The organism is Rhizobium sp. 62_C5_N11_2, from assembly GCF_051811185.1.
Classification (GTDB): Bacteria; Pseudomonadota; Alphaproteobacteria; order Rhizobiales; family Rhizobiaceae; genus Rhizobium; species Rhizobium leguminosarum.
In genome coordinates this window covers 77,211-90,851 of record NZ_JBPWPW010000001.1, presented here as the reverse complement: position 1 = coordinate 90,851, position 13,641 = coordinate 77,211, and the positions used below count along the sequence as shown (strand labels likewise).

At 58.7% G+C, this 13,641-nt stretch carries 15 protein-coding genes and 1 tRNA gene; 10 read left to right on the top strand and 6 right to left on the bottom strand.

The window, feature by feature from the left end:
• Positions 1-27 precede the first annotated feature (27 nt).
• Together AB8B31_RS00470 and AB8B31_RS00465 are read left to right on the top strand one after the other, a co-directional pair.
• Complete coding sequence (locus AB8B31_RS00470; protein WP_065276778.1) at positions 28-273, top strand: DUF982 domain-containing protein; 246 nt, start codon at positions 28-30, stop codon at positions 271-273.
• Positions 274-499: 226 nt separating this feature from the next.
• Positions 500-1,123, top strand: a complete 624-nt coding sequence (locus tag AB8B31_RS00465; protein WP_018445435.1) for an outer membrane protein — start codon at positions 500-502, stop codon at positions 1,121-1,123.
• Positions 1,124-1,187: 64 nt separating this feature from the next.
• Here AB8B31_RS00465 and AB8B31_RS00460 read toward each other — a convergent pair whose 3' ends face one another.
• The 3 genes from AB8B31_RS00460 to AB8B31_RS00450 all read right to left on the bottom strand — a co-directional run bounded on the left by AB8B31_RS00460 (position 1,188) and on the right by AB8B31_RS00450 (position 3,503).
• Positions 1,188-1,559 carry a hypothetical protein gene (locus AB8B31_RS00460; RefSeq protein ID WP_130768788.1) on the bottom strand — a complete coding sequence of 124 codons (372 nt, stop codon included), beginning with the start codon at positions 1,557-1,559 and terminating at the stop codon, positions 1,188-1,190.
• Positions 1,560-1,610: 51 nt separating this feature from the next.
• A complete protein-coding gene (locus AB8B31_RS00455; RefSeq protein WP_065276776.1) occupies positions 1,611-2,168 on the bottom strand; it encodes a hypothetical protein in 558 nt (185 codons plus the stop codon).
• A 519-nt stretch (positions 2,169-2,687) separates the two neighbouring features.
• Entirely contained in the window at positions 2,688-3,503 is an 816-nt protein-coding gene (locus AB8B31_RS00450) for a hypothetical protein (protein ID WP_130768786.1), read from the bottom strand.
• Positions 3,504-3,626: 123 nt separating this feature from the next.
• On the opposite strand from AB8B31_RS00450, the gene AB8B31_RS00445 reads away from it, so the two are divergent.
• Positions 3,627-4,322 carry a hypothetical protein gene (locus tag AB8B31_RS00445; protein ID WP_130768784.1) on the top strand — a complete coding sequence of 232 codons (696 nt, stop codon included), beginning with the start codon at positions 3,627-3,629 and terminating at the stop codon, positions 4,320-4,322.
• Positions 4,323-4,719: 397 nt separating this feature from the next.
• Positions 4,720-5,037, top strand: a complete 318-nt coding sequence (locus AB8B31_RS00440; protein WP_439007338.1) for a sunset domain-containing protein — start codon at positions 4,720-4,722, stop codon at positions 5,035-5,037.
• A gap of 214 nt (positions 5,038-5,251) precedes the next feature.
• On the opposite strand, the gene AB8B31_RS00435 is transcribed toward AB8B31_RS00440, so the two are convergent.
• The 3 genes from AB8B31_RS00435 to AB8B31_RS00425 form a co-directional block, all read right to left on the bottom strand.
• Positions 5,252-5,328: transfer RNA gene (locus AB8B31_RS00435), tRNA-Arg, on the bottom strand.
• 122 nt (positions 5,329-5,450) lie between these two features.
• Positions 5,451-6,971, bottom strand: a complete 1,521-nt coding sequence (locus AB8B31_RS00430) for an ATP-binding protein (protein WP_439007337.1) — start codon at positions 6,969-6,971, stop codon at positions 5,451-5,453.
• Between the two features lie 157 nt (positions 6,972-7,128).
• Positions 7,129-9,126 carry a methyl-accepting chemotaxis protein gene (locus tag AB8B31_RS00425; protein ID WP_018447743.1) on the bottom strand — a complete coding sequence of 666 codons (1,998 nt, stop codon included), beginning with the start codon at positions 9,124-9,126 and terminating at the stop codon, positions 7,129-7,131.
• A gap of 418 nt (positions 9,127-9,544) precedes the next feature.
• Between AB8B31_RS00425 and rpmH the strand changes: the two genes are divergently transcribed.
• The 6 genes from rpmH (at position 9,545) to AB8B31_RS00395 (ending at position 13,537) form a co-directional block, all read left to right on the top strand.
• Positions 9,545-9,679 (top strand): 50S ribosomal protein L34, encoded by a 135-nt coding sequence (rpmH, locus tag AB8B31_RS00420; RefSeq protein WP_003545006.1) that lies wholly within the window; start codon positions 9,545-9,547, stop codon positions 9,677-9,679.
• 21 nt (positions 9,680-9,700) lie between these two features.
• A complete protein-coding gene (gene rnpA / locus AB8B31_RS00415) occupies positions 9,701-10,102 on the top strand; it encodes a ribonuclease P protein component (protein WP_018068735.1) in 402 nt (133 codons plus the stop codon).
• Entirely contained in the window at positions 10,102-11,895 is a 1,794-nt protein-coding gene (yidC, locus tag AB8B31_RS00410) for a membrane protein insertase YidC (protein WP_018447746.1), read from the top strand. Before rnpA ends, yidC begins: the two co-directional genes overlap by 1 nt.
• Before the next feature lie 153 nt (positions 11,896-12,048).
• The gene (yihA, locus tag AB8B31_RS00405; protein ID WP_011650240.1) at positions 12,049-12,702 is read left to right on the top strand and encodes a ribosome biogenesis GTP-binding protein YihA/YsxC; all 654 of its coding nucleotides are present in this window, start codon (positions 12,049-12,051) and stop codon (positions 12,700-12,702) included.
• Between the two features lie 267 nt (positions 12,703-12,969).
• Positions 12,970-13,179: a cold-shock protein gene (locus AB8B31_RS00400; RefSeq protein ID WP_018244551.1), complete on the top strand. Its 210-nt coding sequence runs from the start codon at positions 12,970-12,972 to the stop codon at positions 13,177-13,179.
• Positions 13,180-13,312: 133 nt separating this feature from the next.
• Positions 13,313-13,537 carry a hypothetical protein gene (locus tag AB8B31_RS00395; RefSeq protein ID WP_028731647.1) on the top strand — a complete coding sequence of 75 codons (225 nt, stop codon included), beginning with the start codon at positions 13,313-13,315 and terminating at the stop codon, positions 13,535-13,537.
• The last annotated feature ends 104 nt before the right edge of the window (positions 13,538-13,641 follow it).

Below are 13,641 nucleotides of genomic sequence, written 5' to 3'. Positions count from 1 at the left end.
AGAGAGCGGAGCGGAGATCCTGAGATCATGCAGACCATTTGGAAGAAGCCGGTGACGATCGCCCTTGAGGGCCCGGATCAGTGGGTGGTGATCCAGACGACCCAGGCCGCAACATGGGCGTTGGTTGAGGACTGGCCGACCGAAGAGGGTCCCGCCTTGGATAGGGCTTGTGCGGTTTGCGCGGATGTCATGTCGGGCAAACGAAACCGGGAAGAGGCGCGGCAGGCGTTCATCGAAGCGGCGATCGAAGCCGGAATCCCGATCAAGGAATGAGGCCACATGCATCGGCCGTGCCGATCACGACCGTGGCTGCCTATACGAATTTGTCGATCACGCGGGTGTAGGTGCTAAGTGGCTGGGCGGGCTTCGGCCCGCCCTCTCGGCGACAGGACAACTTGTACTATACGCAGAATCCAGCGGGTGTGCTCTTATTGCTACAGCTTTTTGTTGAGCTGATGGTGTATCCTTTGGTTGCAATGTAATGCCATGGGGTACGAAAATGAAGTTAACTATTGCCACCACTTTCCTCGCACTTTTCACTACCACCGCGCTCGCGGCTGATGCCGTTCAGGACATCCCGGCTGCTCCAGTTGCAGCGGCGCCTGTTTTCACATGGTCGGGGCCGTATTTCGGTATCGATGGCGGCGCGGGATGGCTGAACGGTGATTTCAGCGTCGGTGGTGCCAGCGCTTCTGAGGATTTTAACGGCGGCGTCTTCGGCGGATTTGCAGGTTACAACTTCCAGTTTGACAATGTTGTTGTCGGCATTGAAGGCAATCTGGAACACAACTGGAATGAAAAGGACGCGCTCGGAGCGGACATTGGAACGGATTGGTCCGGTGCTGTTCGCGGCCGTGTTGGTTACGCCTTTGACAAAGCTCTGATTTATGGAGCAGCTGGCTGGACCGCCACGCGCGGTTACGTCGACGTGCCAGGGTTCGATAAGGAAACGGAGACGTTCAACGGCTACACCGTCGGGGGTGGCGTCGATTTTGCTATCACCAACAACATCTTTGCCCGTGGTGAGTACCGGTTCAATGACTTCGGCGAGAAAGACATCCTTGGTGTCGATGTTGACCTCGATCAGCACGAACTCAAGTTCGGGGTCGGCGTGAAGTTCTAAGAACGGCCCGTCAGATCAGCAGAATGAGAGCCTCGCCATGTTGGCGGGGCTTTTGTATTCACCCCTATTCATACTCTATGACGTTGCGCTGTCGATCGGCGCGGCATATCTCCTCCACCCGCCCGATTTGGTAAAGGTAGGCGATGATGTCCTTTTTCAGATGGCCGACATCGCCGAACGCCTCAGCAACCCGGCCAATCCTATGCCAAGCCTCCTGGTCACTTGGATCAACCGGCTCAACCGTGACGTAGCCGATCTGGCCGACCGACGACGAGATTATGGCCGAAGGTGCAAAGATTGCCGAGGAGCGGGCGCAGGGCAAAATCATATCGATTGACGAACCCGCTTGGGTATCACGCGGCGCACGAGCTGCCCTAAGGCCGTAAGCCAGTCCAATGCCTGTAAAGCCGTTGTTGACGGCATCTGCAGATGGCACTCAACCGTCGCGAATTGCTTCTTGTAAAAGATCACCCGACGCACTTCTCCCCTATTTAATACGAAATCCGTCGCGAATAAATTTCAAAAGCCCCTTAAAAAGAATAGGCAATACTCCTATCAAGATAAGCGCTCCAAAAGCACCTCCCAAGTACAACCGAGAAAAGGGCTGGTCTATCCTTCCTAGGCCCCACTCCAGAACGAAGCATTTCGCTATAGTGCAGTGGTCATCGCCGCGAAAGTTCAAAATAAACGTATTGTATAAAACAAACACGAAAACCAACATTGTAAAGTATCTCATGACAATAGGGGATTCTTTTCCATCGTGGCTTTCGGTTATCCGCCGCCATCCACTAGCGTGCATTATAATAAGAAAGAAAATACTTCCCATTAACTGACTTGTAATTAACGCAACATTCAAATTGCGATCTGAAAGAAACAACTGATACACGATTGCAATCAGACCGATCGGAAACATTAAAGCAGCTAAAAACGCCTCGCCGCTAGTTGGCCTTTGCTTTGCCACAGCGATACCGCACGCGTACGCAGCCCAAACTGTTATCACAATTGGAATTGGGCCAATGACCCAAGGCAAATTCAAAAGAGACATGCATTCCCCAACGCTTTGCAACCGCACAATCTATTAAGAGTACGTGTAAATTCACCTTCTGGTTTTCAAATGCTTGGGTCACGCCAATGTCAATACCCGCTGGAAACCGCTCTCGGCTTGGCAACCGAGGAGGCGAGCCGAATCTACGGCCGGCCAATGAGGATCGACGTCCTTCCCGATCGTTTTCAGTGACCGACCCCACGTTCGGCCGATGCCGTGCCTAGCGGACGGCGATCGCGGCGCTGGAAGCTGAGGCCAAGTCGAAGCCAGTCGTGCGTGTCACGGCGCCCTCAAGGCGTGCAGAATGATGATGTTCATGCCGTCGAGCAGGTCGATGCGGTGTTCTGTGGGAACGGCAAGGTCGGCATACAGGCAACGATGGTTGTACCTTCATCTGGTCCGTCTCATTGCCGATGATCATTTGGGGAAGACACTTTCCGCGCCATTTACTGGCGGGAGGTCGGCTGGTTACACTGGATGGGATGGCAGTGAACACGCGGTCTCAGCTGCTTGGAATTCTTATCCGCCGTCAGCCCCGCTGGGCGCAATGGGGAAGGCGTAACGAAAAGGTCCTTTGGCAATGTAGCCATGCGGCGGAATTTCGAAATTCATTTCAATAATCTCATTGAAGGCCGTTAGCGGTTCAAGCTTCGCAGCGATCTCGGCCAGCTTTTGTTTGAAGGGTGACGCAATAGCCCCGAGCGATTCGACGGATGATCTCGCATCTAGCAGATATGAAATGCAGTCGGTGACAGTCCCGTATGCCGACCGTTTGGTGCTGTAGTGCAGTTCTCCTAGATTTTCGTTGTTAATAGATAGGGATCCCGTACCAATCACAGCTGAAATATAATCGGTCGTCTGAATAAGGCCCGCGAAGACACGGTCCTGATGGGAAGAGTTATCAGTCTCCATCACCGGCCATATTTCGTTTTTGGCAAGCTCCTCCTCAAGGCAGAACAATAAACTAGAGAAGCAAATGTTAAGAATTTTCTGTGGCTTGTTGCACTTCAAGACCGACACAAGCTGCGGAGTTACGTAATATCCGACACGGAAAACGCGAAAATTAAGGTCAGCGCAGGTTTGGACGACTTCTTCAAGGAATTGATACTTAACATCGTCGCTATGATCCGGAAACAGCTTTGATGCGTGGATCACCGGCAGCTCAGGAAAGTCGTTTGAATCGCCGAGTGCCTTCCCCACCGCCTTGTAGTATCGGCTTCTGAATGTCCTATGGATGTCGGTCGGGATCAGCACGCCGGTCAGCGATACACACTTTTTGCGCCGCGACGTCTCTCCGTTGCGATGGGTATTAGGGTCTATGTACTGCTCGTCCATGTACAAGAATTTTGTAGCCATATCAGCAATGTACTGCGGCGCTGCCTGATTCGGAAGGAAATGCGGAACATCCCGCTGGGCCGCGCGGCGATACTCACAAACGAGGATTTACGGAGGACAGCTGTGGCAGAACTTCTAGCATCGTTGAAAGAGCTGGCTGCGTGGCCGGGGAGTGAATTTTGGGCGGCAATCATCGGCGCTGTTGTCGGTGGCTTAATAACGCTCATAGCCCAGCGACAGGAGCAAAAGGCGTCTCGACAGGAGCGTGCAGAGGATCGAAAGATCGAGGCTAAGGGCCAAGCCTATTCTCTCTTATTCAAGGTTATTTCCATCCACGCCTCATTCGCACATATTAAGGCCCACGTCGATGAGCGCCTGGAATTCGGGAAGAGTGTAGAAACTGAACAGGTTTTCGCGATTTTGTTACCGATAGTAAATCCACCTTCTCCAATAGATTTTGCTCCTTCCGAAATGGCGATGTTGCTTTCCCTCAAGGACGACGATGTTTTTAACGCACTAGCTTCTCTCGACAAAATCCATAACTCGATTATCCCCGCATGGACGATGTACGAAGCTAGACGTTCTTCAATCGCTGCGCAGGGGGAAGATCACACGTTTGACGTTTCCGACGGCAAAGGCCAATTTGACGTCAGGCGGGGTAGTCACCTTGAGGCGATGATGTTCGAAGTAGAGGCCGTAGCAAAAGAGCTTGTGCGCCGTGCGCAACAGGATTTCGCCGAAGCGAACAATGCTCTCAGCAAGCTTGTGCCGCTCTTGAATGATCGTTTGCAACTAGGTGTGAATTTTACAGGCACCTGACCTGTAAACCCGTTCTGTGAATTGCCCGGCACTGACCTGCTGCTGTAGAACTCGACCCGGCTCATGGCGCAAATCAAACATTGCGGCCACCAGCGGCCCTAAAGTTGTGACCCGCAAAGATGCCGCAAGACAAACTGAAGGTGCGGGCAGCTTGATTTCCCAGCGCGAGGCCGCCGAGGCAGCTGGAGTGTCCGAGGGCCAACAGGTTACGGCTATCCGCGTCGCCAATGTTCCCGCCGAGGAATTTGAGCGACAGGTTGAAAGCAATACGCCCCCGACAATCACCCAACTAGCGGAGCAAGGCAGGTTGGAATGGGCGTGATACCGCTTTTGGATAAATGTTCGCCGTGCGCCAACGCGGTTACGATCTTTCGCGCGACATGGCGGAGATGGGGGCATGCGTCAGGGTTATCGCAGTCCGCAGAAGAAATCGGTGCTGTTCAGGGCACCGGGTTTGCTCATTGGTGCGCTCGCGTTTGGTGCAGCCGGCGGCTGGACCGCGAGCGACTTGCTGGCCTCATGGGGCGCTTCTGGCGGCTCCGGACAATCGTGCAGGATCAAGGGCAACGTCAGCATCGCCACCGGCGAGCGTATCCTCCATGTGCCGGGGCAGCGACGCTACGCAGAGACGAAGATCAGCCCCAAGTATGGAGAACGGTGGTTCTGCTCGGAATTTGAAGCTTGGGCGGCTGGCTGGCGGAAATCGAAATCGTGATGGTCGTCCCACGGGGCGCTGGTCCTATGCCGTTGCGGTTCGCCCGACACGTCCCACGCTGAATAAGCGCAGCGTAAGATTTGGCGATGGATTAGAGTCAGAAACCGCCTTGAAGCGTTTCGTCTTGCCTAGCGTTGCTGATGGCGGCGCTGCCCTAGGTGCGGCGAAGGCCTTACCGCAGCTCCGCTATCATACTGATGATACAAAGGGAAAATGGCGCACCCGAAGAGATTCGAACTCCTGACCCCCAGATTCGTAGTCTGGTGCTCTATCCAGCTGAGCTACGGGTGCGTGCAAAATGCGGCGGTGCCGCTTGCGTGGCGATCCTCTAAAACGTCCTTCGGGACAATGCAAGAGCATTTCTGAAAAAATCGCGTGTTTGTCTGCCAGTAGCCGCGCCTTCGGAAATCACCTCACTTCTCGATGTGCGTCCGGCTGCGGTAATCCTCCAGCGAAACCGGGCGATCGGGGATCTCGATGCGGAACTGCGTGCCGACCGTCGGTTTTTCCACCAGCGCGATGGTGCCGCCATGGGCAAGCACCAACTCGCGGGCGATGGTGAGGCCGAGGCCGGTGCCGCCGGAGCGGGCCGAGCCGCGGAAGGCGGCAAAGAGGTTCTGGCGCGCCTTCAGCGGCATGCCGGGGCCGGTATCATCCACCGTGATGCTGACGACGCTGCCGACGCGCTGGGCGGAGACGGTAATGCGCCTGACGGAGCCCGGGCCGCCCTCGCCAGGCGACGTCAGCGCCTGCAGCGCGTTGCGGCAGAGATTGTGGATGACGCGGAAGAGCTGCTCGCCATCGGCATCGACCTCAAGCTCGGCGCCGATCTGCTCTGCGAATTCGATGCCGCTGAGCGGATCGATCGCCAGCATGTCCTTGACATCCTGGATCAGCTCCAAAAGGCGGATGTGGCGGCGGCGCGGCGCGGATTCGCTCGCCTTGCCGTAGGACAGCACCTCGGTGGTATAACCGACGGCGCGGTCGATGGTGCGCAAGAGCTTCGGAGCGAAGCTCTTGACCATCGGGTCATCGACATCGACCAGCCGGTCCGACATCAGCTGCGCCGAGGCCAGGATATTGCGCATGTCGTGATTGATCTTGGAAACGGCGAGACCGAGAGCGGCAAGGTTCTTCTGCTGCTTCAGCGTCTTCTGCAGCTCCATCTGCATCGAGGTGAGGTTGCGGCCGGCGACCGCCAGTTCGTCGCGGCCGCCGTCGCCGATATAGATATGGGCCGGGTTGTCGGGATCGGAGGAGAATTGCTGCATGCTGCCGGTCAGCCGGCGGATCGGGCCGATGAGGATGCGGTTGATCGCAAAGAAGATCAGCGTCGCCGTGAACAGCGAGATCAGCACCGACAGCAACAGGACATTGCGGGAATAGACGAACATCGCCCTGCGCAGCGGCCTGTCCTTCATCACCACCTCGACGCCGGTATTGGTGTCGCCGACGGGACCATAGACGCGGATCATCCTGCCGCCGCCGAAAACCAGCGTGTCGAGCGCATCGCGGATTGCCGTTACCGGCGGCACGTCGGTGAGATCGTAGGACTCGTCGACCGAGGTCGGCATATCGGTCGTCGCCAGCAGCCGCGAGGTGCCGTCCTTGCGCAGCACGATCGCCTTGGTGCCGGTCGCCTCCAGCGTCTCTTTCTGCAGCGCGCGTGGCAGCTCGACCGGCTGCAGCCCATCGATGACGATGGCGGCGGCAGCGGCCGTATTCAGCCTGTCCTGCAGCCAGCGTACGCGCATGCTGGCGACCGAGGGGAAGAAGATCAGGATTTCGGCGAGCATGATAAAGACGACGGTGAGCCAGAGCAGCTTGCCGGAAAGGCCGCCGAACAGGCCGGCAGGCGGGCACGGCGCCCTTGCAGCCTCGCCGGCCGCCGGGTTTTCCGCCGAAGGATTATCGCCCTGATCTTGGTTCGGCATTCTGGTCTCGCCCGATCGGCAGCACGTCGGCCGCCCTTACCGCTGAGCTCTATATTAGACCAAGATGCTCCGCTTTCAAATCTTTGCGAGCAGCGTCATGTCGCCACAAGAAAACGCCGCCCGAAGGCGGCGTTCGAAGGCGCGTGATCGGTAAAGCTTAAAACTCTTCCCAGCTCTGCTCGGCTGCGGCCGCATTGCCGCCGAAGGCGCGGGCGACCTTGGCGATCGCGCGGCGGGCGGGCGAGGCAACCGGTCTTTGCGGCTCGTTGCGGACAAGCGCCACAGCTGCCGGCGCATCATCCGACAGTTTGAAGCGGGCAATGAGGCGCACCAGTCCACCGGCTTCGGCCGAAAGCCTGTGCGTGGCGGCAGAGGTCTCTTCCACCATCGCAGCATTCTGCTGGGTGACCTGGTCCATCTGGTTGACGGCGGTATTGACCTCCTTGAGGCCGGTCGACTGTTCGGTCGCAGCCGTCGCGATCGAATGGATATGGTCGTTGATGGCGATAACGCGGGTGCCGATTTCGGCCAGCGCCTCGCCGGTTGCCTGGACCAGCTTGACGCCAACCTGCACCTCGTTACCCGACTTGGTGATCAGCGCCTTGATGTCCTTGGCAGCCGTTGCCGAACGCTGGGCGAGTTCGCGCACTTCCTGCGCCACCACCGCGAAGCCCTTTCCGGCATCGCCGGCGCGTGCGGCCTCGACGCCGGCATTCAGCGCCAGCAAGTTGGTCTGGAAGGCGATCTCATCGATGACGTTGATGATCTGACTGATTTCGCGCGAGGCCTGCTCGATGCGGCCCATGGCCTCGACGGCATTGCGCACGACGACGCCGGAGCGGCCGGCATTCTCCTTGGCTTCCGACACCATGATGGTGGCTTCATGCGCCCGCTCGGTGGAATTCTGGACGACGGCGGTGATCTCGTCGAGCGCTGCCGAGGTCTCTTCGAGGGCGGCGGCCTGCTGCTCGGTGCGCTTCGACAGGTCGTCGCTGGCATTGCGCAGCTCGGCGGTGTTGCCGTTCATCGCTTCCGTCGTCTCGCGCACTTCGCGCATCGTCGCCTGCAGGGTGACGAAGGTATTGTTGACGTTCTGCTGCAGCTCGGCGAAGGCGCCCTGGAAGTTGCCGCTCATCGTCTGGGTGAGGTCGCCTTCGGCAAGGCTTGCAATGACCCGGCGGGTCTCGCCGATGCCGGCATCGACGCTCGACAGCAGCGTGTTGATGTTGCCGGCGAACTGGTTGAGGTTGTCGTCCTCGTAGTCCTTGCTGATGCGGTGGCCGAAATCGCCGGCCGCAGCCGCAGCCACGACGACGGACATGCTCGACTGCAGGTCGTCGCTCTTGGCGCGCATCGCCGCCTCCTGGGCGTTCAAGCGCTTGACGGCGAGCCCGTTCGCCTTGAAGACCGCAACCGCTGCGGCCATCTCGCCGATTTCGTCCGGACGGCCGGCAAAGGGGACCTCGGCGTCGAAATTGCCATCGGCGACTTCCTTGATCGCATGGGTGACGCGCTTGATCGGGCGGCTGAGATGGCTGGTGCCGATATAGAAGCCCATGCCGATGCCGACCGCGATGCCGATGCCGGTGATGCTGAGCACAAGCATCAGCACCTGGGAGCGGAAGCTCTCGATCTCGGCGTTGACGGTTTCCAGTGCTGCCTTGTCGGTGGCGACGACGGCATCGATTTCCGCCTGGAACGCCTTGCGGTTGGCGCGGTTGGCGTCATTGTTGCCCTGCTGGCCGGCGGCTTCGGGGCCGACTTCCGTGCCGAGGCGGGCAGTTTCCGTGCGGAAGGTGCGGAATTCCGCGGCGCGGGCGACAAGCTTGGCAAAGTCGGCCTTCTGGCTCTCGGGAACAAGCGGCGCCCAGCCCGAGATGACCTTGTCGATCTCGTCGAGGTCGGCCATCAGGCCCTTGGCGAAGTTCGGCGTATCCTTGATCGTCTTGGCCGCATAGATGCCGCGCGATTCCATGACCACCGCCGTGACGAAACGGTTGAGCCGTTCGCCGGCATAGGCGCGGGCGGCGGCATGCTCGTAAGCCGTCAGGTTGCGACTGTATTCGTGCATGGCCGACAATGCCGTTGCGCCGATCAGAAGTGCGACCGCACCCATCACGCAAACCAGCAGATTAATTTTGCCCCGGATCTTCAATGCAATGCTCCTAGCTACGCCACTGCCTGGAAAGCAAATTCCCAGTCGATGGTTGAATATCGGCGAAATTTATTAAAGTTAGATTTCTAATATTTACGATTATGGCTTCGGAAATGATCCGTGCCGAATGCGGTCGGGCGGCGTAAACACCTGAAAACCGGGGCGATCGATCTGCCGCGGCGCAAAACTACAACCACTCAGGGCATGCCTTATTTCTTAACACCAGAGTGCGAAATTACTTTCGAGGCCGGCAGTGCAGAGTGAAATTATCCGGCATAATTGACTTTTGCGGGCTTCATCCTTATAAGCCCGCGCACGTTCGGTCACTCAAGCCTTTCATGGCCCGCCCGTTCGAAAAACAACGCTCCTTGCATTATGCAAATTCAAGAAGGGCCGCACTCCGCGGTGTTTAAAATAAATGAAGCGTACCTACCAACCATCCAAGCTTGTTCGCAAGCGTCGCCACGGTTTCCGTGCCCGCATGTCCACGAAGGGTGGCCGCAAGGTCATCGCAGCCCGCCGCGCGCAGGGCCGCAATCGTCTGTCGGCTTAAGGCCGGGTAGCCCGGTAACAGATGGCGGGCGAATTGACGACCAGTGAGAAGAAACACACTGTCGGGCGGCTGAAGAGCCGCCCGCAGTTTCTTGCCGTACGCGAGGGCGAAAAACGCCGGGGCGGCCTCTTCCTTCTCGAAGTCCTCGACCGGAAGGAACCCGACAGCCAGGCACGCGTCGGTTTTACAGTCACCAAAAAACATGGCAACGCGGTCGAACGGAACCGCATGCGCCGCCGCCTGAAAGAGGCGGTGCGGCTTCATGCGGGGTTTGCAATGCAGCCCGGACACGACTATGTGGTTGTCGCGCGCAGGGACGTGCTTGACGCGTCCTTCCAGGAATTGGCCGCGGAACTGAAATCCCGCGTGGAAACCAGGCCGAAACACCGGCGCTCCGGAGACGGACGCCCCAGGAACGTATGATGGAAAACAACCGCAATTACTTCATTGCGATCGCTCTCTCGGTGCTGATCGTCCTCGGCTGGCAGTTTCTCTATATGAATCCGCGCATCGAGGCCCAGCGCAAGGCGCAGGAAGCCCAGAAGGCGCAGCAGCAGACCGAGCAGGTGCAGCAGCCGGCAGCAGGCGGCGAGACGCCGGCCCAGCCGAGCGGCACGGCCCCTTCCGGCCAGGCAGCCGCGACGGCGACGCTCGAGCAGGCGCTGGCAAAGACCCCGCGCGTCGTCATCGACACCCCAGCACTTTCCGGCTCGATCAACCTTGCCGGCGCCCGCCTCGACGATCTGAAGCTCAAGGGCTATCACGAGACCGTCGACGACTCGAGCCCGATCATCACGCTGTTCAGCCCGGCCGAGACCAAGGACGGCTATTTCACCGAGCTCGGCTATATCGGCAGCGACGCAACGGGCAACGTTCCCGGCGCCTCGACGCTGTGGACTGCACCCGAGGGCGCCAAGCTCACCGAAAAGACGCCGGTGACGCTCTCCTATACCAACGACAAGGGCCTGACCTTTACCCGCACGATTTCGGTCGACGAACGCTACATGTTCACCGTCGCCGACAAGATCAGCAATGCCGGCCAGGCGCCTGCTTCGCTGTCTTCCTACGGCCGGGTGACGCGCTACAACAAGCCGACGACACCCTCCGTCTACGTGCTGCATGAAGGCTTCATCGGCGTCATCGGCGAAGACGGCCTGATCGAAACCAAATATAGCGCCGCCGAAAAGGAAGCCGTGATGCCGGCGAAATCCACCGGCGGCTGGCTTGGCATTACCGACAAATACTGGGCGGCGACGATCGTTCCGCCGCAGAGTGCGGCCTATGAGGCGCGCTTCTCGCACTTTGCCGATGGCCAGCCGCGCTATCAGGCCGATTACAAGGACGATGCCTTCACCGTTGCGCCCGGCCAATCGATCGAGCTGAAGAACCTCGTCTTCGCCGGCGCCAAGGAAGTGCCCGTCATCGACGGTTATGAGGCCAGCTACTCGATCCCGAAGTTCGACCGGCTGATCGACTGGGGCTGGTTCTATTTCATCACCAAGCCGATGTTCAAGCTGATGGACTTCTTCTTCCGCTACTTCGGCAATTTCGGCGTGGCGATCCTGTGCACGACCATCGTCGTCAAGGCTCTGTTCTTCCCGCTCGCCAGCAAGCAGTACGCTTCGATGGCGAACATGAAGCGCATGCAGCCGAAGATGGAGGAGCTGAAGGCGAAGTTCGCCGATGACCGCATGGGGCTGCAGCAGGCAACGATGCAGCTTTACAAGGAAGAGAAGATCAATCCGATCGCCGGCTGCTGGCCGGTGGCGCTGCAGATCCCGATCTTCTTCTCGCTCTACAAGGTGATCTACATCACCATCGAAATGCGGCACGCGCCGTTCTTCGGCTGGATCAAGGACCTTTCGGCGCCCGATCCGACGACGATCGTCAATCTGTTCGGCCTGTTGCCGTTCGAGGCGCCGACCATTCTGCATCTCGGCGTCTGGCCGCTGATCATGGGCATCACCATGTTCCTGCAGATGCGCATGAACCCGACGCCGCCCGATCCGACGCAGGCGATGATCTTCACCTGGATGCCGCTGGTGTTCATGTTCATGCTGGCAAGCTTCCCGGCCGGCCTAGTCATCTACTGGGCCTGGAACAACACGCTCTCGGTGGCGCAGCAGTCGGTGATCATGAAGCGCCACGGCGTCAAGGTCGAACTCTTCGACAATCTGAAGGGTCTGTTCCGACGAAAAACGGCGCCATCGAAATGACGCTTGCCAAGCCCCGCTCCGGCGGGGCTTTTCTTTTCCGGCAGCGGAAGAAGGAGGCAGGGCAATAGCCTGCAAACGGCCTCGAAGCTTGACATCCGCCCGCAAAACCACGAAGCCCGGTAAAAGACCCAACCCAGAGATTGCAGAGCCCGCATGCCCGAAACCGAAAAGCCGCTCTTCGGCCACCCATGGATCTTCATCCGCGGCGTACCGTCCCTGAACTTCCTGCCGCCGGAAGGGCCGTTGGAAGTGGCCTTTGCCGGTCGCTCGAATGTCGGTAAATCCTCGCTGATCAATGCGCTGGTTGGCCAGAAGGGCCTGGCGCGCACCTCGAACACGCCGGGACGCACGCAGGAACTCAATTACTTCGTTCCGGACGGCTATTCCGGCGAAGGCGGCGACCTGCCGCCGACGGCCATCGTCGACATGCCGGGCTATGGATATGCGCAGGCGCCGAAGGAGCAAGTCGACAAGTGGACCAAGCTCGTCTTCGATTACCTGCGCGGCCGCGCGACGCTGAAGCGCGTCTATGTGCTGATCGACAGCCGCCACGGCATCAAGAAGAACGACGATGACGTGCTTGATCTGCTCGACAAGGCCGCGGTCTCCTATCAGATCGTGCTGACCAAGACCGACAAGATCAAGGCGGCGGGCGTGCCGAAGCTGCTTGCAGAAACGGCGGAAAAGATCCGCAAGCGCCCGGCCGCCTATCCCGGCGTGCTGTCCACTTCGTCCGAAAAGGGCGATGGGCTGGACGAACTGCGCCAGGCGATCGCCGAAACCGTCGGCATCGCCCGCTGGAAGTAAAGGGCGTACGCGCCCCGGACGCGGCGCCCTGTTTGGTGTAAAGGCTTTCGCGACATCCCATAGTTGAACTTAGCGCCAATGGAAAACTAACGGTTGACGACGCAAGCTTGATGAGCTAGATAGCGAGCATCGAATTTTGCTTGCTGGCTTGGTTATCGCGCGATTGGCACCGCGCCCTGAACGAACTTCCTTTCAAAAATCGCTATTACCATCCGCATCGCCTTGGCGTTGCGGTTTTTCAATATTGCTATGAAAGGGTTCATCATCATGGCCACTGGCACAGTTAAATGGTTCAATTCCACCAAAGGCTTCGGCTTCATTCAGCCTGATAATGGCGGCGACGACGCCTTCGTTCACATCTCCGCCGTCGAGCGCGCCGGAATGCGCGACCTCGTCGAAGGCCAGAAGATCGGCTTCGACCTCGAGCGTGACAACAAGTCGGGCAAGATGTCCGCTTGCAATCTCCAGAACGCTTAAATCGGTATCTGCTTCCCTTTGACCACGGATGTACTGGCACTGCCGGAAGCACGTTATCAATCCAAGGCCAGGCGATTTGCCTGGCCTTTTTTGTTTTCGCTCGCGCGTCGAGCCCTCCCGTATCGGAGCCAACATGACAGAGACATACAGCAAATCTCGCCAGCGGGCGGAGATTGCCTTCGGCAGCGTCCAGACCCAGTTCTTCGCGAAGAACCAGGCGGCCGAAGAGCTCGAATCCGACGCCCAATCGCAGCAGGCAAAGACGTTGCGGCTGCGGGAAGCCCGGCTTGCGAGGGAACAGAGTGACCGGGTGTCGGCAACCTCTGCCCTCATTGCCAAACGCGCCAGGGCTCGCTGAGATCACCACCCGATCGACAGGGCTCGAGACTTAAACCGCGTCTGAAATGGACGGGCTTGCAGATCGCGCGCTGCAGCATGGCCGAAGGCGTGCTGGCATTCACT